The following is a 24,273-nucleotide window of genomic DNA, read 5'->3' on the forward strand; positions in this document are numbered from 1 at the left end:
AATCTCACCATATCATTTGCAGTTGGATCTCACGTTTATTCTGGATTTCAACTCGTAAATTGGATAAGCAGGTTTTACTACTAGCACTTACGATATAAAGATTAATCTTACCTCAACAGATAAAAAATTTCCGCTAATGATAGCGGAAATTTTTTATTGCTGGTATTCACTTGTATTGGCTTCTTTGTTTTGTGTGTAATATTGAACCCCAAACTGTGAGCCTTCCGAAACCATTTTAGCGTTTTCTAATTGTGCTAAATCCTGGTTCTCAGACTGATCTGGTACCCCCGCATCCTCAAAAGTCGTACGGATACTATTTTGGTAATTTTTAACTTTCTGCTTTACCCTGTCCCTATTTTCTTTATCCTTTAGAAAATACCCAGCTACTGTAGCTCCAATAACACCTGCAGCTCCAGCAGCGGAATATAAATATTTCTTTTTCATCGAATCGCCCTTTCTTAATCTTAGTTAATTACCAATACCCTTTCCGCTATTTCATCAAACATAAGATTGTGATATACTAAAAAAATAATAGCATATGTTTTATTTCTTGACATATAATGCTACAGCCAAACGACTCATGTTATGGTTAGCTTATATGGATCTTTATGCTTATTCTTCGATTTTGAGGTGAAATTATGCAAGTGAAATGTACAATTTGCGATACAGTGGAAAGTATTCATGATCACTGCTTTGAAGCTAAACGCTTAAGAAACAGAAGAATCCATATGCATTTATGCCAAGCATGTTATGATAGAATTGGAAAAAAAACGAAAGAACGCCACGCAACTGGAAATTTCCGCTTATATACAGAAAAAAAACCAGCCGATGATTTTATATAGCTATATCGCTTAGTAACATTAAAAACCAGAAGAATAAAGCCTCTTCTGGTTTTTTAGATCGTAAAGCGGTTCTGCTGAGACCATTCCCCTAGACTCAAGAACCAATTTTATTAGCTTCCTATGTAAAAAAACACCCTGCTAACGATTTTTTCTTTCGCGATGCAAACGAAATCGATAAATTGCTAAAACTGCAGATATCACTATTAAGCTTTCTGTTATTGGGAGTTGAAATATACTAAAAATAGTTAGTAAGTAAACTCCAATTGCGAGCATGATATATACGAAAACCGTTTTTAAAGGCGAAAGTTTTCTTGCAAATCCAAGCTTAAACGAAATAACACTGAAAATTAAATTCAAAATGTATAAAGTCAAAAACATATTTTCGGTTCCAAATTGTTCTAAAAGAAAATTGAAAACAAAGCTGAAACTTCCTTCCATAGCTATCCCCCATAATTATATATCTCATCACCCATGTACCATCATACTAAATAATGTTTCATTTCGCCAGTTATATTCCCTTCAAGCAACGCATTACGTTTTGAACTCCAGCCTAAATTCCTTTATACTAGATGGTGAAAAAGAGGTGGGATGGGAAGATGAAAAAACTAAATATACCAATGCTGCTTTTAGCTATGCTCGTCATCTCAATGTTTATAGGTGTAGGTGCCGCCATTGCTTATCGTAATATTTGGCTCGTTATGTTATTTTTATTGTTAGGCTTTGGATTTATGGGAACGGGCATCCGTTTAAAAAAAGCAAGGGAGTGATAAAACTCACTTCCTTGCCTGCTTTATATAATCGGTTATAATTTTCTCTTGTATCACAGGATTCCCGGCTGCAACAGAGGTTTTAGAGAGCATATCAATGTTGTCTCCATCAATCGTAGTCGTTACACCACCAACTTCGTTTACTATCACCATTCCTGCAGCATAATCCCACGGCGAAAGACTTAACGTTAAATAATTATCTATTATACCTTCTGCAACGTAAGCAAATTCCAACGCCGCAGAACCATAAGTACGTGTCCCTCTTACGTCTTTTACAAGTTGCTGCATCCGTTTTTCTTCAACTAATCGATTTTCACATAACCAAAAATGATTCATACTAATCATCGCCTGATGGAAAGGGACACCTCGATTAAGCTGTGGTAACCTCTCATTGTTTTTAAAAGCACCTTCACCTTTTTTCGCACTGTACAGGACGTCTTCCATAACATCATAAATAAATCCAATTTCACCAACACCATCATTAAATATGCCAATTGATATTGCAAAATTTCTTTTTTGGTGAACAAAATTCATCGTACCATCAATCGGATCAATAATCCAAACAATTCCGTCCATAGAGTCTAACTGATCTCCATATCCCTCTTCACTCAAAATCAAATGATCGGTGTACGTGTGCTTAATATTTTTAGCAAAAAAAGCTTCTGTCGAACGATCCATCGCAGTTACCAAATCATTGGGGTTTGATTTGGTATCAATGGTTAACGGGGTATGGATTTGTTCTCTTATTTTCGCACCTGCTTCATATATCCATTGTTTAGCCTGGGAAAAAATCGTATCACGCTGCGCTTTATTCATCTGTATACTCCTCCATTCAATACTATCTATAATAGTACCAAATTTTAGATGTTCCGTCATGAAGTTTACATGTCTCTACTATCCCGAACTATGAGCTATAAATGAAGCTTTTCATAGAGAAGCCTAATGCAATGTAGTTTTTTCTTTATTCTTACTTAATTAAGAATACGATCATTTCTGAGCTCTTGAATTATCACTATGAATTTTTAAAGGTACCATTTTAATAATAACATTGCTGGCGGTGAATGCATTTCTGTTATAGTTGCCTGATAAAAAACCTTCAAGACAGTCGTAAGATTCAGCAATTGAAGGTTTTCACTTCTGCTCACTTTTGATCCTCCATTTCCAGCCATTGCTTCCTTAAATTTATTAACCGTTCTTTACTTTTTATGATAGCAACCGTATCTTCCTTCTTCATTGCGTCATAAAGTGTTACTAATTCGTAATCAATTTCCATGCGGATTACTGGCAATTTTTCCCGAGCTTCTTTTTTACGTAAAGTTTCCATTACGTACTTCAAATCTTTCACATCCTTTCCAAAGCTTCAAATTTTAGGGGGCTTTACATATATTTATGACCGTTTTTAAAATTTGGTTCGACTAACGACCCAGTTATACGTTTAAATCAAAGTCACCGTTACAAATATGACAACTACAGACGCTGAAAAACAGCATGTTCTAGACAATACAATTCTGCTGTCTTCACCTATTCCCTTTTTTGTCATATTTAAACTCCAGGGCAAATTAACGTTTGATTCATTACCTTTTAAGAAGGTAGCGTGTATAGCTTGACTTGTATTCTTTCATAATAAATAATAATGATAACGTGAATGGATTACCATTTCCAGTCAAATTTTGTAATAGCATGTGGATACAATCTACGGGAAAGGACGATATAAATGACATTTAATGGCTTTGAAAAAACAGATTTTGATACGTTTTATATTGACGGGCTTGAAAATAGGATGAAAGCCATTCAGACTAGAATTCAGCCCAAATTTCAGGAGGTCGGCAACGAATTAGTAGACCACCTAGCAGCACAACTCGGAAATGAAATGTTCCTACATATTGCTAAACATGCTAGAAGAACAGTAAATCCACCAAAAGATACATGGTTAGCAGTAGCAAATAATAAGCGAGGGTATAAAAAACACCCACACTTTCAAGTAGGTGTATTCGATGACCATGTGTTTGTCTGGTTAGCACTGATTTATGAATTAGATCATAAATCAGCGATCGCTCAAACATTTTTGGATCATTTCGAGCAATTGAAACAACTCCCGGAAAGCTTTGTTTTTTCGTTGGATCATACTAAAAAAGATGCTAAACCATTACAAGAACTAGACAGACAAGATTTAGAACGGTTTCGAGATGTAAAAAAAGCAGAGTTTTTAATAGGGCAACATTTTGCTAAAGAAGACGAGCGCATTTATAACGGACAATACTTCTTAAAGGAAATGAAAGCTACGGTTGAGCCATTAATTCCTTTTTATAAACTTGCTTTAAAAAGCTAACCATACAACTAACTCGTTATAGACAGTTCTTTCTCACGATGTAGAAAAAAAGCAATTCATGGATACAACAAAGGGAAGAAGCATTTTTATTTAAGCTTCTTCCCCTTTGTTTTATCCATCATTATAAAACGTTCTTCCGTTTCCTTTGCTTGTTTGATGACATGAAAGCTTGAATATCCTGAACCTTGTTTAAAAGTTGCAAACAACTTCTTCTCTTCACTTTTACTTGGAACTACTTGTTTAAATCCCCGATAAGCAGCCAACAAAATGTCCTTTTCGACTTTCTTTTCATACGCCTGCTCAATCAAACTAAAAAACTGGACGACTTGAATAACTTCTTCTTTGGTCCAAGTATCATCAATTGGATAATGATAACTCATCTCATTTCCTCCATTTGCACGTTCATATGTATCAATACTTTTCAGTGTAAGCGAAAACCGTGGGTGATGCAAACAATTTTCACCATTATCGTTGGCATGATTTTTGTTAAAGCTACTATGCGATTTTCTTTCATGAAATGGTTAAATATTTGCCAGGAACAAAGGCGCAAGCGCCCGTTTAGCAACAACGTAGTGCATGGAACAAATCAACTAAAGATTTAGGAATCATGCCACTAAAACAGGGGTGCGCCGACGTGACTAGTTGACTAGTCGGTTATTTCGTTATCCACAAGCACTTCATTTTATAGTTTTCTGTACAGCAAAAAAGCTGCCTCCAGCAGCTTTTTTGTATAGCTTATTTATTTTCACGACAAGTCGGACAAGTACCATAAAGAGTTGTTACTTTCTCTTCTTCATACTGTTCAATGATTGTTTGGCATTCTTGGCATACTACTGTGCCCATAAGACCCAACCCCTTTTCGTTGTGATAACGTATTCATATTATAATATGTCACAATGGAAAAATCAACCCTATTTAGTATGACACATTTAATTAGAATGCTATTTTTCAATTCTGCAAGTCTTCTTCGTTCCAACCTTAAAAAAAGTTACCAAAACATACAAAGCTTTATATATAAATCACATTGCAGAAATCTCTCTATTTTGTTGTTTGCCATTACACAACATTAGAAAAACTTGGCTTGTCGCCAAGTCTTATGGCGGAAGCCTTTGTTTTTCTTATACTATAAACCAAAAAAATCTTATATTTTCCTATAGTACAAAAAAGACTCCATTATAGTTGGAACTCCCATAACAGAATGAATCTATAATGGAATACAGTTCAATATATGAAGTCTCTATATTTAGTTATTTAAAAGCTCAAGTAAATGTTCGTTAGACTTCTCCTACTTACCCATCTAATGTTTGGATAAGCTTTGGATCTACCATCTCATATCCTTTATCACGTAAGCCTTTAACAATATCTGCTAACGCTTTGTTTGTCCATTCACGATCATGCATTAACAAATTCGCTCCTGGCTTTAATAAAGAATAAGTAACATCTACTTCAGGACCTTCTCCGCTCACCATGGCTTCTGTTAGCTTATTAGCGTCTTGATAAGGTGCAAAATAATCGTAACCATACGTCCAGTTCATAACGACCATCCCTTGTTCCTTAGCTACTTGCTTGGAATGATCACTATTCATACCATGCGGTGCACGGAAGAATTTTGGACGTTCTCCAATAATTTCTTCAATCTGATCACTTACACGAACGATTTCTTCTGTTTGTTCCTGTTCCGACAAATCTGGAAGCTTAGGGTGGCTATATGTATGGTTACCAATTACAAAGCCCATCTCATGAATTTCTTTCAGCATATCCTTTTGTTCTTGTGTTTCCAGAAAGTGACCATTCACGAAGAAAATTGCATTTGCATTTAAATCCTTTAAGGTTTTCGCCATTTCCAATGCATGCTTATCTGGAACATCATCGATCGTTAAAAGCACAACTTTCTCATTCGTACCTTCGCTTATTGGCACAATCGTTGCATTTTCAGAAACTTGATATTTAGGTGTTTGTTTTTCAGGATTTTCTTCTTGCTTACCGTCGCTTTTATCCTCCTGATTAGCTTCTTCTTTGTCCGCTTCGTTCTGTTTTTCTTGCTGCTCGTCATCTTTCTTTTCTTCTTTCGCTTTATCTGCATTTGTGGGTTGAGCATTCTCTTTATCCGCTCCACATGCGACGATAAATAATGCAGTTAAGATGAAAGTGACCATTAAAATAGCTTTTTTCATATAGGTCCTCCTGTCCCGATCAACTGTATAAAGCCTCCATTCTATTATAGACTGCTGGAAATTAATTGACAACAATAATCTACAGGCTTCGACTTGAAATACATAAGAATCCATTTTTGTACGAGACGTGTTAGGGCGCCTCACTGGTTGAAGATGAACGAGCATGGACTTTCAACTAGGAGCTAACCCTTTTTTACTTGAACGATAAGATAGAATAAAAACGAGGCTTCGTTCAAAAGAGTTTCAGCGCTTTGGTAGCTACACTGAATGTCTTTTACCTATCGTACGATAAGGTTGGCTTTAAAAATGCAAGACTTCAATCCTGAAACTGCTCTATTTTAGTAGCTCGAACGGTCGGATATAAAAGTATCGACCAGGATAATTGATTGATAATATTAGAACGAAGAATTATCAGTGTGCACAATAAAAGAAATTGACTGAAATTCTTCTTAAATAATGGCACTTTTACTCAAAGTATATACATAATTATTCGAAAATGGATTCATTTTTCAACGCTTTTCGTTTCTTTTTCTGCTTGAAAATAGCCTGAATACAAGCTTAGCACTATTTTAGTATGTTTACACTCGGAAAGGAAATAGTAAAAGAATAAGGTTTGTTATTTGAACAAATCCAGCGCTTATGTTTTAATACAATAAGTACGTCTACATAGCTATTTAAAAAAATAAAATTAGAAAGGATTATTTTTGTGAAGAAAGTAACGCGAGTATTCTATATTTCAGCAATTGTCGCAGTACTATTCATTATTTGGGGAATAATTCCGAAAGACGTATTGCCAAATGCCAACTTAGATAACATCACGAATATAATTCAATCATTTCTTGTTGATGAGTTCGGTTGGTTTTACTTATTGAGTGCAACCTCGTTTGTTATTTTTGCGATCTATCTCATTTTTTCAAAATATGGCAATATCAAATTAGGTCGCCCCGGAGACAAACCAGAATACAGCTATTTAACATGGTTTGCTATGTTATTTAGTGCTGGTATGGGTATTGGTCTTGTATTTTGGGGAGCAGCTGAACCTTTATCTCATTTTCATGATCCACCTTTTGGAGCGGAAGAAACAAATGATGCTGCTAAAACAGCGATGCAATACAGCTTTTTCCATTGGGGAGTTCACCCTTGGGCTATATACGCTACAATTGCCTTAGCATTAGCATACTTTAAGTTTCGTAAACAAGCACCAGGAGTTGTAAGCGCCGTTCTTGAACCGTTGTTTGGTGATCGAATTAAAGGCGCTTTAGGAACAACGATTGATTTTATTGTTGTTTTTGCCACAGTATTTGGTGTATCTACTTCTCTCGGTTTGGGAGCCATTCAAATTAGCGGTGGACTTTCATACGTTACCGGGATCGAATCAACTATTACACTTCAATTAATCATCATTGGAATTGTTACCGTCTTATATATGACTTCAGCTATGTCCGGACTAAACAGAGGAATTAAATATTTAAGTAATGCCAACCTTGTTCTAGCCGTATTACTTATGCTATTTGTATTGTTCTTGGGTCCAACCAATTTTATAATGAACTACTTTACCACAACTTTAGGAAGTTATATTCAGAACCTTCCTAGTATGAGTCTGCGCATGACTCCATTTAACGAAGAAAATTCTTCATGGCTTAATAACTGGACATTCTTTTATTGGGCTTGGTGGATTGCTTGGGCACCATTTGTAGGAACGTTTATAGCAAGGGTTTCCCGAGGAAGGACAATAAGAGAATTTGTATTAGGCGTACTACTTGTACCTACTATATTTGGAGCGTTATGGTTCTCTGTATTTGGGGGATCATCTATCTATTTGGAAACATTCAAAGGTGCAAACGTTATGCAGACAATCAATGAGCTTGGAGAGGAAACAGCCTTGTTTGCTGTGTTGGAACACTTTCCAATTGGTACTGTAATATCAATTATTGCTATTTTACTGATTTGTACCTTTTTCATTACATCTGCGGACTCAGCAACCTTTGTCCTTGGAATGCAAACAACCGGAGGAAGCTTAGACCCTGCCAACTCAGTTAAATTTATATGGGGGATTATTCAATCAAGTGCTGCAGCAGTACTGCTATGGCAAGGTGGATTGAATGCATTACAAACCGCCTCAATTATAGCAGCTTTTCCTTTTGCCATTATCATGATTTTAGTCATTTTTTCGCTCGTAAAATCATTTAGGCAAGAGGCAAAGGAGCTTGATTTAACAGGCAAAAGAAAAAGCTAGAGCCTAAATTGCTCTAGCTTTTTTTGTATATAAAGTGAAGCTTCAATTAGCGAGGGGGGTCTTTTACCCCATTGATGATTAATATCAGGTTAGCTATGACCTAAGAGCCCCTGAACAGGAACCAGATGTTTACTTCCTCACCTATCCTCCTTAGGGTTTCACAATATAGCTTCGAAGGCGAGTCCTGACTTAGTGCTAGTTACCCTTGCGCTACTTATTATAAAACGGATTATACGTTGTTCAACAGCATTTTTTCCGTCTTTAGAAGGGTTTTTGTCTCACCTGCCGTTCATTCAGCAAAACTAAATTTTTACATGAGAGAGCCTTCTTTTCCTATTTAATTTTCACTTTATAGACGATACAAACGTATATAGATGATGTTCTTCAGGTTTAGTAACTGCAGTCTAGGAATAGTCCATGTAACAATCTTTACTTTTTGTTATCCTATATTACTAGCTCTAACATAGCGTTATCAACTTTATAACAGTTGCATTACAAAGAGCATACTTACGTTCACATTTGTTAAACTAAAACTACCGACAATAAATGACAAGTAGGTGAGGATTATCAAAAAGTTAATTATTTGTCTAATGATTGCATTTGTTCTAGTCACTGGCTGTGATACTTTCAGTGCTTCAACCATTAATATTATTTCCTTTCAACCAAAAGACTATGATGTCATTTTTTATACGCACCAGAACAATAACCCATTAGAAAATCTATATTTTGATGCTATTATTGAAATAAAAGCGGATTATCCCTCCGAGTTTAGTGAAGTAAAAACTAGAGAAGTCGCAATTGATGAAGTCGAAGATGAAGTTGATCCTAAATATCCCACTTTAATTATTAGGAAAGATGATAAAATGATAGAGCGTATTACTGGACAAGCGTCAAAACAAGAAATAATAAACAAACTTAAAAATTTGTTGTAAAATATCCACAAAAACGATGTTGCATGCCAAACTTTTATTCCCACTTGAATTACAGCTGAAATATAGAAAAAACAAGCCATAAAACATTTTAAATACCACATTCTCTATTATACGTTATCCCCTATATAGCACTTACTAAATTGCTACCGTTTACTGTTACTAACTGAAACAGAGCCAATTTACTTGGTATAATATACAGATACACTTCGAAATTTAATAGTTAATTTTAATTGCTATCAACGTATTTCTTCATTTTGAACTTACAAATTATACACATTTTTTACTTCTTTTCTTCAAGTTAACAAAGCATTCGCTACGTCTTAACAACCGCCTTATTTTTCCTATTCCCCCTTGAGACTGAGACATAACTATTTTATCAAAGTAAAATCCGAAGCATCTAGAACAGACGGGCGTTGCAAATAACCCACTCCGGAAAGTTTTTTCGCTTTCTGTAACCGACTGGTTGCTTTCTCGTTCTAACGGCTGCGAGATCTCGCCGATGCTTTTTCCTGTTTTAGACTTACGTATATTTCCGAAGTTAAAATAGTGCAGCATCGCTTTTAAAAGTTAATGTTGTTTCATATTGAACATATATGCTATCTAGTTGTGCGTTATATTCATAAAAAAAGAGCTGCTCTGAAAATAGAACAGCTCTCTACTTTAATATTATAGCATATGAATAGGTGTACCTAGCGCTACTTCAGCAGCTTCCATCGTAATTTCACCTAGGGTTGGATGAGCGTGAATAGTTAATGCAATATCTTCTGCTGTCATACCAGCTTCAATTGCAAGTCCCAGTTCTGAAATCATATCACTCGCGTTTGGTCCAGCGATTTGTGCACCAATAACTAAGCCATCGTCTTTACGAGTAATAAGCTTCATGAATCCATCACTATCATTTAACGATAATGCACGACCGTTAGCAGCAAATGGGAACTTAGCAGCTTTGACATCATATCCTGCATCTTTTGCTTCTTGTTCCGTATAACCAACTGTAGCCAATTCTGGGTCTGAGAAGACAACAGCAGGCAAGCTTAAGTAGTCGATTTCTGCTTTCTCCCCACTAATTGCTTCTGCAGCTATTTTTCCTTCATAAGAAGCTTTATGAGCTAATGGAGGTCCAGCAACGATATCGCCGATTGCGTAGATGTTGTCAATGTTTGTACGGCATTGCTTATCAATTTTAATTAAGCCACGGTCGTCTTTTTCAATTCCAACTTGCTCTAGACCAAGATCTTCCGTATTCGGACGACGACCAACAGTAACTAATACATAATCAGCTTCCACGGTCTCTTCTTTCCCTTTAACTTCATAGGTTACTTTGACACCGTCTTTCGTCTCTTCTACGCCTTTAGCCATTGCTTCTGTAATAATGGTAACATCTTTTTTCTTCAAGCGTTTCTTCACTACTTGGCTCATTTGCTTTTCAAAACCGCCTAAAATTTCTTTAGCACCTTCAAGAACAACGATTTCTGTTCCGAAATTTGCATAAGCAGTTCCAAGCTCTGTACCAATATATCCGCCACCAATGACAACCATTTTCTTTGGAATCTCTTTAAGGTTTAATGCACCAGTGGAGTCTAGTACACGATCTGAAAATTTAAAGTTAGGAATTTCAATTGGTGTTGAACCTGTAGCAATAATACAGTTATTGAACGTATATGTTTGAGAATTCTTCTCATCCATAATCTTCGCCGTATTTTTATCTACAAAGTATACTTCACCTTTCACAATATCCACTTTATTTCCCTTTAACAGACCTTCTACTCCAGAGGTTAACTTTTTAACGACACTGCCCTTCCACTCTTGTACTTTGGAAAAGTCAACAGACACATTTTCTGTTTTAATTCCCAATTCTTCATTCCCATGAGCTTGTTGTGCTAAATGTCCAGCTTGAATTAACGCTTTGGATGGAATACATCCAACGTTTAAACAAACCCCACCTAAAGCGCCTTTGTCAGCAATCGTTACTTTTTGTCCTAACTGAGCAGCACGAATAGCAGCAACATAACCGCCAGGACCTGCTCCAACGACAAGTGTGTCTACTTCAATTGGAAAATCTCCTACTACCATAAACTCACGCCTCCATCATAATTAGTTGTGGATCGCTTAATAATCGCTTGATTTGATTTAGAGCATGCTGAGCAGTTGCTCCATCAATAATGCGATGATCAAAGCTTAATGACAATGCAAGTACAGGTGCAACTACAACTTCTCCATCGCGAGCTACTGGTTTTTCTGCAATGCGTCCAATACCTAGAATTACCGCTTCTGGGTAATTCAACACTGGTGTAAACCATTGTCCACCTGCTGAACCAATATTCGTAATTGTATTTGATGCACCACTCATCTCTTCAGGTGATAGTTTACCACTTCTAGCCTTTTCTGCCAATTCATTAATCTCTTTAGAGATTTCAAAAATGGACTTACGATCTGCATTTTTAACAACCGGAACAAGCAGACCTTTATCAGTATCTGCAGCAATACCAACGTTGTAGTAATGTTTATGAACAATTTCATTTGTTTCATCATCAACAGAAGCATTAATCATTGGGAATTTCTTCGAAGCAGAAACAAGAGCTTTAACAACATACGGTAAGTACGTTAACTTAATTTCCTGTTCTGCAGCGACTGCTTTAAATTTCTTACGATGAGCAACTAATTCTGTCACATCAACTTCATCCAATAAAGTTACATGAGGAGCCTTCGTTTTAGAATTAACCATTGCATTCGCAATTGCTTTACGGATTCCACTCATAGCTTCACGAGACTCAGGGAAGTCACCTGCTGTTGCTGCCGTAGCAGTTTCTTTCTTCGGTGCTGCTTCATCTTTTGCCTCAGTTGCTTTAGCAGCTGGCTGATCTCCACTTAGATAAGCATCGATATCTTCTTTTAAAATACGCCCATTTTTACCTGTACCTGTAACTTTAGTAATCGAAACCCCGTTATCACGTGCATATTTTCTTACTGATGGCATTGCGATTACACGCGTATCATCATCTTCTTCGACTTCAGCTGATGCAGCATCAGCGGTTTCAGCTTGCGTTTCCTTAGCTGGAGTTTCTTCAGCTTTAGCGTCCGCACTTGCTTCTTCCTCATCATCTGATTCGTAGCCTTCTGCATCAAAAGTGATTATTGTATCACCTACAACTGCTACTGTTCCTTCTTCTACATGCAATTTTGTCACAGTTCCATCAACTGGTGATGGGATTTCCACAACTGCTTTATCGTTTTGCACTTCACACAAAACATCATCTTCTTTTACTTCGTCGCCTTCATTGACGAACCACTTAACGATTTCACCTTCGTGAATCCCTTCACCAATGTCAGGTAATTTAAAATTGAAAGCCATAAAAATTTTACCTCCTGTCTCTTAATTAAAAGTTCATCACACTGTTTACTTTTTCTACGATGTCTTTATGATTCGGTAACCATACTTCTTCTGCCTCTGAGAATGCATAAACGGTGTCTGGAGCAGTAACACGCAATACAGGAGCTTCTAAGTGTAAAATTGCACGTTCTTGTATTTCTGCTACCACATTCGCAGCAACACCTGCTTGACGTTGAGCTTCTTGAACCACGACAACGCGATTTGTTTTCTTAACCGATTCAATAATTGTTTCAATATCAAGTGGTGATACAGTACGTAAGTCAATAACCTCAGCATTAATACCATTTTCAGCTAGTTCATCTGCTGCTTTAAGACAAGCATGAACCATTGCGCCATAAGCAATCAATGTAACATCTGTACCTTCACGCTTAACGTCCGCTTTTCCTAATTCAATTGTATATTCCTCTTCAGGAACTTCACCACGGAAAGAACGGTATAGTTTCATATGTTCTAGAAAGATAACCGGATCATTATCACGAATAGAAGCAATGAGCAACCCTTTTGCATCATAAGGAGTGGAAGGAATTACAACCTTCAATCCAGGCTGCTGTGCAACTAAACCTTCTAAAGAATCCGCATGAAGTTCAGGAGTATGAACCCCACCACCAAATGGTGCACGTACGGTAATAGGTGAATGATGGACACCACCGGAACGATATCGCATACGTGCCATTTGTCCACTAATTGAATCCATCACTTCATATATGAAGCCGAAGAATTGAATTTCAGGAACAGGTCGGAAGCCTTGCAAGCCAAGACCAATAGCCAAACCGCCGATACCTGATTCAGCTAAAGGTGTATCAAATACACGCTCTTCACCAAACTCAGCTTGAAGTCCTTCAGTAGCACGGAACACGCCACCATTCTTACCGACATCTTCCCCGAAAACAAGCACATTTTCATCATTCTTTAGCTCTGTGCGTAGTGCGTCTGTAATGGCTTGGATCATTGTCATTTGTGCCATGATTTACTTCGACTCCTTTTCTTTATATTCTTCCATTTGCTCCTGCAAGTTATATGGAAGTTCTTCATACATATTTGCCATTAAATCGGTAACTTTTTGTTTTGGATATTGATCAGCTTGCTTAATCGCTTGTTTAATTTCTTCTTTTGCTTGATCAATCACTTTGTTCTCTTCTTCTTCAGACCATAGATTTTTCGATTCTAAATATTTACGGTAACGAACAAGTGGATCTTTCTTTTCCCACTCATTATCTAAATCTTCCGTACGGTAACGAGTTGGGTCATCGCCAGCCATTGTATGTGGTCCATAACGGTATGTCAATGTTTCAATGAGCATTGGTCCTTCCCCATTAATTGCTCGCTCTCTTGCATGCTTTGTAGCTGCATAAACAGCAAGTACATCCATACCGTCTACTTGGATACCTTCAATCCCAGCTGCAACAGCTTTTTGTGCCAATGTCTTCGCGTTTGTTTGCTTTTCTACTGGAACGGAAATAGCAAAACGGTTATTTTGCACAAAGAAAATTGCTGGTGCTTTATACGCGCCTGCAAAGTTAATTCCTTCATAAAAATCACCTTGTGACGTACCACCGTCACCAGTATACGTAACAGCCACATTTTTCTTGCCGCGTTTTTTCATGCCTAAAGCGACTCCAGCAGCCTGTACATATTGTGCACCAATAATAATTTGTGGACTCACTGCATGAACGCCTTCAGGCATCTGGTTGCCGTGAAAGTGTCCTCTAGAGAATAAGAACGCTTGGTATAATGGTAAACCTTGCCAAATTAATTGAGGTACATCACGATATCCTGGCAATAGAAAATCTTCTTGTTCAAGTGCGAATTGACTTCCTAATTGGGAAGCTTCCTGTCCTGCTGTTGGTGCATAGAATCCTAAACGACCTTGACGGTTTAAAGCAATCGAACGCTGGTCCAGCACTCGTGTGTAAACCATTCTACGCATAAGCTCTTTTAACTGCTCGTCCGAAAGATCAGGTACATCTTCTTCATTGACAATCTTTCCATCTTCGTTAAGAATTTGGAACATTTCGAACTGACTTTCAACACTCTCTAGTACGTGTTTCAAAATAGTTCACCTCTTCCTTTCTGTATCCATCTTCATATTATCATTTCTAGCCTACCCAAAATCAGAAAAAAACTGTACTTTTAAAGGTATTCCCTTTTTTTGCTTAAGATAAATCTATAAGTGAATGCCCAAAGGAAGAGCACACAAATTTACAATTCCTTGCTCTGTTTCAGATAGTAAGGGGCTATATTTGTGTTCTCTTTCTGTACGTACATACACCCGATAAACAGTTACAAAACTGTTACATAAAAAAGCAAATTATCATTAGTACAATTTCTTTTCATATAAATTCTAGCTCAATTCTTCTTAGTGGTCAAACACTTTGTTTTCTTTAATTAATTTTTACATAAATCGAAAAACACCCCCCTCTATAAAAACGCTTTCTCTATGTTTCTGTTATAGTTCATTTTAACATCTGTATTACTAATTGACCTAAAAGAATTTTTTGCTTTAAACATGAATTTAGAGCTCCTTCCCGATTAACCTTTAAAGCTTCTCCCCTTTTGTTTCGTACTTTTTCACCCATAGATAAAGTGATTCTTCTATCAGTGAGGGTTTTCATTTATCCCCCACGGCTTATTAGTACCGTAATGGTATGACCTAAAGGTCTCTAACGAAATAGGGCATTTAGGTGCTGTTATCTCCCGTTTAGACTCGTTGCAGTACAGATTTTATCCAACTCTTGAAGTGGGAACAGCACCTTATATACGGGATAAACCCGTTGGTATGAAAGTCTATATTTATCAGCAGTTCCTTGATATCTTTTCCGTGCTCCAAGCAGTAACCAGTTATCTCCATTTTTTCCTCCCAAATGGTTTTCTTCCTTTCGTCATAGAACGTGCTCTCCCTTTTCTCGTGTCTTTTAATTATCTATGATCATTATACTTATTTATCCACTCATTGAGCACGAAATTACTTGAAATCAGATACTTTCAAGACAACTTCTTTATAGGAATAATCTTCCGACAAATAATCAAGCACAGCTTTCCTATAGTGTAAAAAAACTCCCCTTAAAGGAAAACAGATTTTTATTTTTTAATCTGTCTACTTTAAGGGGAGCATATTAAATTTGATTGTTCGGCTTTTTTTATATACTATTTGCTTATGTCCAGGCTTCTTTTCAATCCACTTACTTATCTTCTGGTTTCTTGTCTGACTCACCTTCATATGTAACATTCATGCCTGTCTGTTCATAAAACTCCTTTTTCATTTCATTATAGGCTTTTGTATGTTTATTAAAGGCTTCGTTTGACTCAATCACTTTTTCGTAAGCTTTATTAATAGCATTTATTTTTTCAGTTAACGTTTCTTGTTTTAAGTCTTCTTTCGATAATAATTCATACATTTCTTTTTCCAACTTTAAAGCATTATTATAAGCTTTATTTAACTTACCATACGAATCATAACGCTGATCCATTGTTTTAATCATTTTTTCAGCTGTTTCTTTTACTTCTTTTCCTTCTAGATCTGCAATAATTTCTTTTGTATTGGAAAATTCTTCTTTTGCTTTCTCGATACTTTCCTGCTCTTTCTTTATTGCTTCAGAACGCTTATCAACTGTTTCAATTCCTTGGTCAGCAAGCTTTTTAATTTCATCCATTTCATCTTTGCCAAGACCCATAATTTCCTTATATAGTTCCTGCTCTTTCTTCTCCAAATCTGTTATTTTACTTTGCTGTTTTTCAAACCCTTCTTCTAAAGTGACTGCTTCTTCCAAATGGTTTTGTATTTTCTCCTCGGGTGTTTCATTACTGCACGCAGTTATTATAAATAAAAGCATGAATCCTAATGCAATGATTACAGACTTTTTTATTGACATTATTAACCTCCTACACCTTTAAATCAAATATACGATTAATAGTATAACATAAATCAGCTTGTACAAAAGAAGAAATAATGAAACGATGATCTCAATAACGTCGTAAAAAAAAATAGAACACTAGAAATAATGATCTTTCATGAAAAAAGATTATAGAAATAGCTATATTCTATAGCAAATTATGATGAAACAGGCATAAATATGATAAAATATTCATTGGAAAGATGGATATAAAATTGGGAGTGGTACAATGCTTACTATGAAAGATATCGTACGGGAAGGTCACCCTTCATTAACAACAGTCGCTGATGAAGTAACAATACCCTTAACTGAAACTGATAAACAATTACTTGGAGACATGTTGCAATTTTTAAAGAACAGTCAAGATGAAGAGATAGCAGAAAAATATCAGCTCCGTGCTGGTGTTGGTTTAGCAGCTCCTCAACTAGGTATAAATAAACGATTGATAGCTGTTCATTTTGAAGATGGGAATGGAAAAAAATATAGTTATGGTCTTGCTAACCCAAAAATCGTCAGTCATTCTGTAGAAAAAGCTTATCTTCCATCTGGAGAAGGTTGTTTATCTGTTGACAGAAATGTGGAAGGATATGTTCCAAGGCATGCCAGAGTTTCCATAAAGGCTATATCTATGGATGGGGAAGCTATTAAATTACGTTTAAAAGGATATGCCGCTATCGTATTTCAACATGAAATAGACCATTTAAATGGAATCATGTTTTACGATCATATTAATAAACAAAACCCCTACTTTATACCAGAGAATGCAAAACCTGTAGAATAAAAAACAGCAGCTGAAACGGCTGCTGTTTTTTATTCGAAGATAAGAAACCAGCATGGCTCGCCTAGAGCGCGAGCCACCATCTATCATGAAAAAACTTTTGCTTTATAATGTTTAGATTCTTAAAATACTGTCTAAAATAAATGAGTTAGATAAGTTAATAGAGTTGTTTTTTCATACAAAGTATAAATATAGGCGCTTGGGGATAACGAAATAACCGATTTGCCACGTCCGGCGCATGAGCCCAGCAACGATGCGACTTTAGAAATGCGCCCTCCGATAAGTCATCATCGGTTCGCCTCTAAGAGGAAGGCCGACTAAAAACGGGCTTGCCGCTCAGGCGTCGACATACCCCTGTTTTTAGTGGCATGATTCCTAAATCTTTAGTTGATTCGTTACATTCGCTACGTTGCTAAACGGGCGCCCCGCGCCTTTGTTCCTAACCATTTAGATTAAAGCAAAATGTTTAAGCCCTTTTGCAAGACCATCTTTGTCCACATCATCGGTTATATAATCTGCTACCTGCTTCAAATCAGCAATGGCATTCCCCATTGCTACACCAGTACCAATTTCCTTGAGCATTTCCATGTCGTTTAAGCCATCTCCGAAAGCATAGGTATCTTCAACTGCTAGCCCGCTAGCCTCCATTAATTTTTGAACACCTATGGCTTTCGATCCGCCCATTGGAATAATATCGCATGAATACTCATGCCAACGTATAAAGTCTAACGTATGATGCTGGTCTGCTAATTGCATTTCTTCCTCTTGCTTACAAAAAAGTAGTGCTTGATAAATTGGTCCGGATTGATAAAAATTCGGATCAACTTCCGGATAACCGAAATCCATACTTTTTAAACTTTCTTCTATAAATGGGTGTCTTGACACAGAAGCTTTCATCTGCTGATGGCTTGAAAATACAATGGGGTATTTCCTTTCTGTTATTGCTTGATTTAACCGAAAAAGATCATCTTCTTTAATTGGGTTTTTATAAACCTCTTCGCCTTCAAACACAACATATTGCCCATTAAAACTGACAAAGGATTGAATGTTCAATGCTTCCCGAATATGATCAAACATAAACGGGGCTCTTCCAGTAGCAATTGCCACATAAACCCCATTATCTTGCATTTTTTTAATTGCTTCCTTAGTAGAGCCCGGAATTTCATTTGTTGCGGTCAGAATTGTGCCGTCAATATCCAAAAAAACCATTTTCTCATGCATGCGTATTTCCCCTTTTCTAGTGTATAAAATAAACCTTAATGTAAAAACTAAGCATAGTAATAATCGGAAATCGTATTGTTGTAAAACGTTCGTCGCTGCTTATAAAATCATTAAAAAAGGAGAATTAAATCTTTTCTTTACCTATTTTTATCACAGCGATGAGAAATTATTTTTAAGAAAAAGCGTATTTTTATTTCAAATTTCCTCAAGTCATACTATACTATAGATAAGAGGGATTGGATCGGTAGATGTTTTTATTGCTTTTCTTAATATAAAGAAAGGAGATGACACGTCATGCTAAAGCGTCTAAGAGAAAAGCTCAAGAAACGCTGGAAAGACTTTTTAGGCCGAGGACGTGTACCAACTACTTGTAAAAAGACTACCAATGATTAATTTACCCAATCACATACTAAAGGTACCATAAAGTTCATGAAAAAGACAAAGCTACGCTATTCGGAAAAAGAGGATACCTTTATCATATATTCTTGTGTCGGGTAACTCATTAAATACGTGTTCAAAAGGATAAAAATAATAAACAACGAAACTATTCAAGGAGAGATGAGATGATTTACAAAGTTTTATATCAGGAACTGGCTGATGAAATTCCAGTTCGAGAACGTACGAAAAGTGCCTATGTAGAAGGTGATTCTGTAAGAGCAGTTAGAGCAAAAATAAATGAACGCAAGTATAACATTGAATATATTCATGAACTGGATGAAGCACATTTAGCATATGAAAAACAATCCGAAGATTTTTACGTGGAGAAAATCTAAACAATGAAATTCGTAAAAAATGATCAGGCTGCCGTCTTTGCTCTAGGTGGCTTAGGAGAAATCGGAAAAAATACGTATGGCGTTCAATTTCAAGATGAGATCGTATTAATCGATGCAGGAATTAAATTCCCTGAGGATGAATTGCTAGGCATCGATTACGTGATCCCTGATTATACGTATCTTGTACAGAACCAAGACAAAATTAAAGGATTATTTATTACTCACGGACACGAAGATCATATTGGGGGAATCCCATATCTTCTCCGTGAAATTAATGTGCCGATATATGCTGGTAAGCTTGCGTTAGGATTAATCAGAAATAAGTTAGAAGAACACGGTTTATTAAGAAATGCAAAATTATTAACGATACAAGAAGACGATATTATTAAATTCCGAAAAACATCCGTTAGCTTTTTCCGAACGACTCATAGCATTCCCGATTCCTATGGTATTGTAGTGAAAACTCCACCAGGAAATATTGTTCATACTGGAGATTTTAAGTTTGATTTCACTCCTGTTGGAGAGCCCGCTAATTTATCAAGGATGGCAGAAATTGGAAATGAGGGTGTGCTTTGTCTTTTATCAGATAGTACGAACAGTGAAGTTCCCGGGTTTACGATGTCCGAAAAAGTGGTTGGAGGAAACATAAAAGATATTTTCAGCAGAGTTGACGGTAGGGTAATATTTGCAACTTTTGCTTCAAATATTTATCGATTACAGCAAGTAGTAGAAGCATCTGTGAAAAACAATCGAAAAATAGCTGTATTCGGTAGGAGTATGGAATCCGCCATTAACCTTGGGCAAGAATTAGGTTATATTCAAGCACCAAAGGATACGTTTATTGACGCCAATCAAATAAACCGTCTCCCAGCGCAAGAAGTAACCATTTTATGTACTGGATCCCAAGGCGAACCAATGGCTGCTCTTTCAAGAATTGCCAATGGTACCCATCGTCAAATTCAAATTATCCCTGGCGATACAGTTGTGTTCTCTTCATCCCCAATCCCTGGAAACACAATTAGTGTCAGCCGGACAATCAATAAATTATATCGAGCAGGCGCAGATGTCATTCATGGCAAGCTAACGAATATTCATACGTCTGGTCACGGCAGTCAAGAAGAACAAAAGCTCATGTTGCGTTTAATCAAACCAAAATTCTTTATGCCAATTCATGGTGAATATCGAATGCTGAAAGAACATGTTAAATTGGCAGATGCTTGTGATGTAGACTTGGACAATTGCTTTGTCATGGACAATGGAGATGTTTTAGCACTTGGAAAGGATACAGCTACAATTGCCGGAAAAATCCCTTCAGGTTCGGTCTATGTAGATGGAAACGGAATTGGTGATATAGGAAATATTGTCCTCCGGGATCGTCGAATACTTTCAGAAGAAGGATTAGTTATTGTAGTTGTAAGTATTAACATGAAAGAGTTTAAAATATCTGCAGGTCCCGACATCATTTCACGTGGATTTGTGTATATGAGAGAATCAGAGGACTTAATTAACGAAGCACAAAAATTAGTCGCCGCTCATCTAGCTAAAGTGATGGAACGTAAAACAACGCAATGGTCAGAGATTAAAAATGAAATCACCGATACAATCGCTCCTTTTCTTTATGAAAAGACAAAACGTCGGCCCATGGTTTTACCTATTATCATGGAAGTTTAAAAAGAAAAAACAGCCAGCTGGCTGTTTTTTTGTTATGAATTCGAAAACTGTTATTATTGACTAATAATTGACAGATAACGGGTTTTTATATTCATGCATTTAATAACATATCTCTCCCATTCTCAGCGATAAGTTAACATCATACAATCCCGCCAATGCTATGTTCAGTGGATACCTCTTTAGCACAGCTTTCTTTTTATTCCTCGATTACTAAATGCTTTTCAAATCGTGATATATCTTTATCTGCACCAATAACGATTAAAATATCGCCCTCTGCAAAACGGTGATCAGCACTAGGAGATACATTGATATCTTTACCATGCTTGATAGCCACGACGTTACAACCATAATTAGCCCGAATATCCAATTCTACTAATGTTTTCCCTAGCATTTTTTCCCCAACTTTTACTTCGACTATACTATGGTCATCCGATAACTCTAAGTAATCTAATATATTATTGGAAATAATGCTGTGGGCAATCCGCTTTCCCATATCCCTTTCCGGATGCACAACTTGATCTGCGCCTATTTTATTAAGGATTTTAGCATGATAATCATTTTGAGCTTTCACCGTAATCTTCTTGATTCCTAAATCGGTTAAAATAACCGTTGTTAGTATACTTGCTTGAATATCGTCTCCAATCGCGACTATAACATGGTCGATATTCTTTATCCCTAATTCTTTTAAAGAGGCTTCGTCTGTTGAATCAACGATTACTGCATGAGAAGCAATATTTTTAAATTCATTAATTCGATCCTCATTATTATCTATAGCAAGCACTTCCATCCCTTCCATGCTTAGCTCTCTGCAAATACTTCCTCCAAACCTACCTAAACCTATTACTGCAAATTCTCGTTTCATCCTAGTTCCTCCATGTTTCGTCTTTGTTCATAGCTTATCACAGTTATGGAAGTTCTACCATATTTCATAACTAAAAAAACCTAGGAACAAACGCGCGGGGTGCCTGTTTAGCAACGTAGTGAATGGAACGAATCAACGAAAGATAAAGTGAACCTTCCATCAGCGGGGTTTTCTTCCATCCCCGCTGATGGTTAGTACCACCAGGGTATGACCTAAAGGCCCTTGAACGAATCGGGGATTTAGGTGCTGTTACCTCCCGCTTCGACTTGTTTAGCTCACCGATTCCATTCTTGAAGTGGGAGTCTACAACGCCTTTTTACGGGATAAAGGAATCACGCATGCCACTAAAAACAGGGGTATGCCGACGTCTGGGCGGCAAGCCCGTATTAGTCGGTCTTCCTCTTAGGGACGAACCAATGATGCCTTATCGGAGGGCACATTTCTAAAGTCGCATCGTTGCTGGGTGATGAAGCCGGACGTGACTATTCGGTTATTTCGCAGTCCACAAGCACCTCATTTTATAGGTTCCTATACAACAAAAAAGGAGACTTTACGCCTCCTAATGCTAGATCGCATCCAACATTTGAAATTGTGATTTCACCAATCGATAGTATTCTCCACCTTGTTTCATTAATTTATCGTGATTTCCGCTTTCCAAAATACATCCATTTTCTAGAACGAATATCGTATCTGCTTCACGGATTGTAGATAAACGATGGGCGATAATAATGGCAGTTCTGCCTTTTAACAGTTTAGCTAAAGCTGCTTGAATTTTAACTTCTGTCTCTGTATCAATACTCGCTGTAGCCTCATCGAGAATTAAGATTCTAGGATTTGCTAACAAAGCTCTTGCAAAGGACAATAATTGTCTCTCTCCAGCTGATAAAATATTTCCTCTCTCTTCTACCTCCGTTTCATAGCCGTTGACCATACGTTGTATAAACTCATCAGCGCCAACCACTTTTGCTGCTTGGATTACTTCTTCGTCTGAAGCTTCCGGGCGTCCAAAGCGAATGTTTTCCATAATGGTACCTGAAAAAATAAATGTATCCTGTAAAACAACACTAATGCTTTGCCGTAAACTATCTAATTGCACTTCTTGTAAATCATATCCATCAATTTTGACTTTTCCTTTTGTTGGATCGTAAAATCGGCTAATTAAATTGGCAATCGTTGACTTTCCACTTCCCGTATGCCCAACTAGGGCAACAGTTTCTCCTGCCTGAATGGTTAAAGAAATATCATATAAAGCGATACGGTCTTCATCATAAGAGAAGCCTACCCTATCAAAAACGATTTCTCCTTTCATATCAGTAAACACATAAGCATCCTTCTTTTCCTGTACGTTTGGCTGCTCATCTAAAAACTCAAATATACGCTCAGAAGCCGCCATTGCCATCAGCATTTGATTGTACATTTGCCCTAAGCGCGATATTGGCTCCCAAAACATCCCCACAAAAAAAGCAAATGAAACGAACGTTCCAATCGCAATACCTCCATTGTTTTCACCAAGCAAAATTAAGTATGCGCCGTAGGAGATTAAAATAACCGTACCGATTGCATTACTTAATTCTACAAATGGCCGAAACATGGCACTCTTTTTTGTTGCTTCCTTCCAGCTCAAAAAATTATCTCTATTCACTCCGTGGAAGTACTCACTGTTTTCCTCCTCTTGAGAAAACGATTGCGTGATACGCATTCCTTGCAATCCCTCATTTAAATGAGAATTCATACGTGACTGCTGAATACGCACTTGTTGCCACGAACGGCGAATCATCCGGCGCAACTTTGTTGTCAAATAAAACATAAGCGGCAAAATAACCATGATTGCCAACGCTAGCTTAGGACTAAGCACAAACAAAATAACAATAATTCCTACCAGTGTGACTACATCCATAAGCAAATTAATAATTCCGTTGGTAAATAGCTCCTGTAGTGAGTTAATATCATTCATGATTCGAACTAAAATTGATCCAGCTGAACGGGAATCAAAAAAACGATGAGACAGCCGTTGGACATGTGAAAATAAATGCTGTCTAATGTCATAAATAACATTTTGCCCTAAAATATTTACCCACTTAATTCGAAACACATTGCCCGCATAACTTAAAAAGTATAAAATTCCAATAATTACAACTAAATACGTTAGCATCGTTACATTTTGTTCATTGATAGCTACGTCAATAGCTACTTTTCCAATTAAAATTGGCACGATTAGCCGAACGGCTGTCGATATGAGCATCGCTATAATTGCGGCCGGTAAATATGTTTTCGCATAAGGCTTTAAATACGCAAGAAGACGTAACATTTGCTTCCAGTTAAATGGTTTTTCAATCGCTTGATCTTGTGTATAATGAAATCGTTGTAAATGTTTACTTTTCGATTGGGACGATTTATCTTTTGTCAT

General features: G+C 36.9%; 23 protein-coding genes. 8 read left to right on the forward strand and 15 right to left on the reverse strand.

Going from position 1 to position 24,273, the window contains the following annotated elements; genetic code table 11:
- Positions 1–153 precede the first annotated feature (153 nt).
- On the reverse strand, positions 154–444 hold the full coding sequence (locus KBP50_RS10425) for a hypothetical protein (RefSeq protein WP_050352614.1): 291 nt from the start codon (positions 442–444) through the stop codon (positions 154–156).
- A gap of 194 nt (positions 445–638) precedes the next feature.
- Between KBP50_RS10425 and KBP50_RS10430 the strand changes: the two genes are divergently transcribed.
- Positions 639–842: a YlaI family protein gene (locus KBP50_RS10430; protein ID WP_050352613.1), complete on the forward strand. Its 204-nt coding sequence runs from the start codon at positions 639–641 to the stop codon at positions 840–842.
- 138 nt (positions 843–980) lie between these two features.
- Here KBP50_RS10430 and KBP50_RS10435 read toward each other — a convergent pair whose 3' ends face one another.
- A complete protein-coding gene (locus KBP50_RS10435; protein ID WP_050352612.1) occupies positions 981–1,280 on the reverse strand; it encodes a YlaH-like family protein in 300 nt (99 codons plus the stop codon).
- 158 nt (positions 1,281–1,438) lie between these two features.
- On the opposite strand from KBP50_RS10435, the gene KBP50_RS10440 reads away from it, so the two are divergent.
- Positions 1,439–1,609 carry a DUF5325 family protein gene (locus KBP50_RS10440; RefSeq protein ID WP_157858485.1) on the forward strand — a complete coding sequence of 57 codons (171 nt, stop codon included), beginning with the start codon at positions 1,439–1,441 and terminating at the stop codon, positions 1,607–1,609.
- 6 nt (positions 1,610–1,615) lie between these two features.
- On the opposite strand, the gene KBP50_RS10445 is transcribed toward KBP50_RS10440, so the two are convergent.
- Both KBP50_RS10445 and KBP50_RS10450 read right to left on the reverse strand, forming a co-directional pair.
- Positions 1,616–2,425 (reverse strand): inositol monophosphatase family protein, encoded by an 810-nt coding sequence (locus KBP50_RS10445; protein ID WP_050352611.1) that lies wholly within the window; start codon positions 2,423–2,425, stop codon positions 1,616–1,618.
- Between the two features lie 325 nt (positions 2,426–2,750).
- On the reverse strand, positions 2,751–2,945 hold the full coding sequence (locus tag KBP50_RS10450; RefSeq protein WP_050352610.1) for a hypothetical protein: 195 nt from the start codon (positions 2,943–2,945) through the stop codon (positions 2,751–2,753).
- A gap of 378 nt (positions 2,946–3,323) precedes the next feature.
- On the opposite strand from KBP50_RS10450, the gene KBP50_RS10455 reads away from it, so the two are divergent.
- Complete coding sequence (locus tag KBP50_RS10455; RefSeq protein WP_050352609.1) at positions 3,324–3,938, forward strand: YktB family protein; 615 nt, start codon at positions 3,324–3,326, stop codon at positions 3,936–3,938.
- Between the two features lie 86 nt (positions 3,939–4,024).
- Here the strand turns inward: KBP50_RS10455 and KBP50_RS10460 are convergent, their stop codons facing one another.
- The 3 genes from KBP50_RS10460 to KBP50_RS10470 all read right to left on the reverse strand — a co-directional run bounded on the left by KBP50_RS10460 (position 4,025) and on the right by KBP50_RS10470 (position 6,112).
- Entirely contained in the window at positions 4,025–4,318 is a 294-nt protein-coding gene (locus tag KBP50_RS10460; RefSeq protein ID WP_050353529.1) for a UPF0223 family protein, read from the reverse strand.
- Positions 4,319–4,673: 355 nt separating this feature from the next.
- Positions 4,674–4,781 carry a GapA-binding peptide SR1P gene (locus KBP50_RS10465; RefSeq protein WP_072742214.1) on the reverse strand — a complete coding sequence of 36 codons (108 nt, stop codon included), beginning with the start codon at positions 4,779–4,781 and terminating at the stop codon, positions 4,674–4,676.
- Positions 4,782–5,227: 446 nt separating this feature from the next.
- Positions 5,228–6,112: a polysaccharide deacetylase family protein gene (locus KBP50_RS10470; RefSeq protein WP_050352608.1), complete on the reverse strand. Its 885-nt coding sequence runs from the start codon at positions 6,110–6,112 to the stop codon at positions 5,228–5,230.
- 706 nt (positions 6,113–6,818) lie between these two features.
- Between KBP50_RS10470 and KBP50_RS10475 the strand changes: the two genes are divergently transcribed.
- Positions 6,819–8,348 (forward strand): glycine betaine uptake BCCT transporter, encoded by a 1,530-nt coding sequence (locus tag KBP50_RS10475; RefSeq protein ID WP_050352607.1) that lies wholly within the window; start codon positions 6,819–6,821, stop codon positions 8,346–8,348.
- A 590-nt stretch (positions 8,349–8,938) separates the two neighbouring features.
- Entirely contained in the window at positions 8,939–9,280 is a 342-nt protein-coding gene (locus KBP50_RS10480) for a hypothetical protein (RefSeq protein ID WP_050352606.1), read from the forward strand.
- Positions 9,281–9,946: 666 nt separating this feature from the next.
- Here KBP50_RS10480 and lpdA read toward each other — a convergent pair.
- The 5 genes from lpdA to KBP50_RS10505 form a co-directional block, all read right to left on the reverse strand.
- Positions 9,947–11,353, reverse strand: a complete 1,407-nt coding sequence (gene lpdA / locus KBP50_RS10485) for a dihydrolipoyl dehydrogenase (protein WP_050352605.1) — start codon at positions 11,351–11,353, stop codon at positions 9,947–9,949.
- A gap of 4 nt (positions 11,354–11,357) precedes the next feature.
- Complete coding sequence (locus tag KBP50_RS10490; RefSeq protein ID WP_050352604.1) at positions 11,358–12,632, reverse strand: dihydrolipoamide acetyltransferase family protein; 1,275 nt, start codon at positions 12,630–12,632, stop codon at positions 11,358–11,360.
- 25 nt (positions 12,633–12,657) lie between these two features.
- Entirely contained in the window at positions 12,658–13,635 is a 978-nt protein-coding gene (locus KBP50_RS10495; RefSeq protein ID WP_050352603.1) for an alpha-ketoacid dehydrogenase subunit beta, read from the reverse strand.
- Between the two features lie 3 nt (positions 13,636–13,638).
- Positions 13,639–14,682 carry a pyruvate dehydrogenase (acetyl-transferring) E1 component subunit alpha gene (gene pdhA / locus KBP50_RS10500; RefSeq protein ID WP_199690222.1) on the reverse strand — a complete coding sequence of 348 codons (1,044 nt, stop codon included), beginning with the start codon at positions 14,680–14,682 and terminating at the stop codon, positions 13,639–13,641.
- 1,168 nt (positions 14,683–15,850) lie between these two features.
- The gene (locus KBP50_RS10505) at positions 15,851–16,540 is read right to left on the reverse strand and encodes a YkyA family protein (protein WP_050352601.1); all 690 of its coding nucleotides are present in this window, start codon (positions 16,538–16,540) and stop codon (positions 15,851–15,853) included.
- Positions 16,541–16,790: 250 nt separating this feature from the next.
- On the opposite strand from KBP50_RS10505, the gene def reads away from it, so the two are divergent.
- Positions 16,791–17,342, forward strand: coding sequence for a peptide deformylase (gene def / locus KBP50_RS10510; protein ID WP_050352600.1), 552 nt, complete (start codon positions 16,791–16,793; stop codon positions 17,340–17,342).
- Between the two features lie 444 nt (positions 17,343–17,786).
- Here the strand turns inward: def and KBP50_RS10515 are convergent, their stop codons facing one another.
- Positions 17,787–18,560 (reverse strand): Cof-type HAD-IIB family hydrolase, encoded by a 774-nt coding sequence (locus tag KBP50_RS10515; protein ID WP_050352599.1) that lies wholly within the window; start codon positions 18,558–18,560, stop codon positions 17,787–17,789.
- A 563-nt stretch (positions 18,561–19,123) separates the two neighbouring features.
- Here KBP50_RS10515 and KBP50_RS10520 point away from each other — a divergent pair.
- Complete coding sequence (locus tag KBP50_RS10520; RefSeq protein ID WP_050352598.1) at positions 19,124–19,333, forward strand: DNA-dependent RNA polymerase subunit epsilon; 210 nt, start codon at positions 19,124–19,126, stop codon at positions 19,331–19,333.
- Between the two features lie 3 nt (positions 19,334–19,336).
- Positions 19,337–21,004: a ribonuclease J1 gene (rnjA, locus tag KBP50_RS10525; RefSeq protein ID WP_050352597.1), complete on the forward strand. Its 1,668-nt coding sequence runs from the start codon at positions 19,337–19,339 to the stop codon at positions 21,002–21,004.
- 196 nt (positions 21,005–21,200) lie between these two features.
- Here the strand turns inward: rnjA and KBP50_RS10530 are convergent, their stop codons facing one another.
- Both KBP50_RS10530 and KBP50_RS10535 read right to left on the reverse strand, forming a co-directional pair.
- A complete protein-coding gene (locus tag KBP50_RS10530) occupies positions 21,201–21,866 on the reverse strand; it encodes a potassium channel family protein (protein ID WP_050352596.1) in 666 nt (221 codons plus the stop codon).
- Positions 21,867–22,431: 565 nt separating this feature from the next.
- Positions 22,432–24,273 (reverse strand): ABC transporter ATP-binding protein, encoded by a 1,842-nt coding sequence (locus tag KBP50_RS10535; protein WP_050352595.1) that lies wholly within the window; start codon positions 24,271–24,273, stop codon positions 22,432–22,434.

Origin of the sequence: Virgibacillus pantothenticus (assembly GCF_018075365.1) — a bacterium.
Lineage (GTDB): Bacteria > Bacillota > Bacilli > Bacillales > Amphibacillaceae > Virgibacillus > Virgibacillus pantothenticus.

What these genes read in the sequence shown, in the direction of transcription:
- KBP50_RS10505 (WP_050352601.1), bottom strand. Translation starts at nt 16,540, where the DNA reads ATGTCAATAAAAAAGTCTGTAATCATTGCATTAGGATTCATGCTTTTA.
- rnjA (WP_050352597.1), top strand. Translation starts at nt 19,337, where the DNA reads ATGAAATTCGTAAAAAATGATCAGGCTGCCGTCTTTGCTCTAGGTGGC.
- KBP50_RS10465 (WP_072742214.1), bottom strand. Translation starts at nt 4,781, where the DNA reads ATGGGCACAGTAGTATGCCAAGAATGCCAAACAATCATTGAACAGTAT.
- KBP50_RS10430 (WP_050352613.1), top strand. Translation starts at nt 639, where the DNA reads ATGCAAGTGAAATGTACAATTTGCGATACAGTGGAAAGTATTCATGAT.
- KBP50_RS10425 (WP_050352614.1), bottom strand. Translation starts at nt 444, where the DNA reads ATGAAAAAGAAATATTTATATTCCGCTGCTGGAGCTGCAGGTGTTATT.
- lpdA (WP_050352605.1), bottom strand. Translation starts at nt 11,353, where the DNA reads ATGGTAGTAGGAGATTTTCCAATTGAAGTAGACACACTTGTCGTTGGA.
- def (WP_050352600.1), top strand. Translation starts at nt 16,791, where the DNA reads ATGCTTACTATGAAAGATATCGTACGGGAAGGTCACCCTTCATTAACA.
- KBP50_RS10520 (WP_050352598.1), top strand. Translation starts at nt 19,124, where the DNA reads ATGATTTACAAAGTTTTATATCAGGAACTGGCTGATGAAATTCCAGTT.
- KBP50_RS10435 (WP_050352612.1), bottom strand. Translation starts at nt 1,280, where the DNA reads ATGGAAGGAAGTTTCAGCTTTGTTTTCAATTTTCTTTTAGAACAATTT.
- KBP50_RS10460 (WP_050353529.1), bottom strand. Translation starts at nt 4,318, where the DNA reads ATGAGTTATCATTATCCAATTGATGATACTTGGACCAAAGAAGAAGTT.
- KBP50_RS10530 (WP_050352596.1), bottom strand. Translation starts at nt 21,866, where the DNA reads ATGAAACGAGAATTTGCAGTAATAGGTTTAGGTAGGTTTGGAGGAAGT.
- KBP50_RS10470 (WP_050352608.1), bottom strand. Translation starts at nt 6,112, where the DNA reads ATGAAAAAAGCTATTTTAATGGTCACTTTCATCTTAACTGCATTATTT.
- KBP50_RS10445 (WP_050352611.1), bottom strand. Translation starts at nt 2,425, where the DNA reads ATGAATAAAGCGCAGCGTGATACGATTTTTTCCCAGGCTAAACAATGG.
- pdhA (WP_199690222.1), bottom strand. Translation starts at nt 14,682, where the DNA reads ATGTTCCAAATTCTTAACGAAGATGGAAAGATTGTCAATGAAGAAGAT.
- KBP50_RS10480 (WP_050352606.1), top strand. Translation starts at nt 8,939, where the DNA reads ATGATTGCATTTGTTCTAGTCACTGGCTGTGATACTTTCAGTGCTTCA.
- KBP50_RS10515 (WP_050352599.1), bottom strand. Translation starts at nt 18,560, where the DNA reads ATGCATGAGAAAATGGTTTTTTTGGATATTGACGGCACAATTCTGACC.
- KBP50_RS10440 (WP_157858485.1), top strand. Translation starts at nt 1,439, where the DNA reads ATGAAAAAACTAAATATACCAATGCTGCTTTTAGCTATGCTCGTCATC.
- KBP50_RS10535 (WP_050352595.1), bottom strand. Translation starts at nt 24,273, where the DNA reads ATGACAAAAGATAAATCGTCCCAATCGAAAAGTAAACATTTACAACGA.
- KBP50_RS10455 (WP_050352609.1), top strand. Translation starts at nt 3,324, where the DNA reads ATGACATTTAATGGCTTTGAAAAAACAGATTTTGATACGTTTTATATT.
- KBP50_RS10490 (WP_050352604.1), bottom strand. Translation starts at nt 12,632, where the DNA reads ATGGCTTTCAATTTTAAATTACCTGACATTGGTGAAGGGATTCACGAA.
- KBP50_RS10495 (WP_050352603.1), bottom strand. Translation starts at nt 13,635, where the DNA reads ATGGCACAAATGACAATGATCCAAGCCATTACAGACGCACTACGCACA.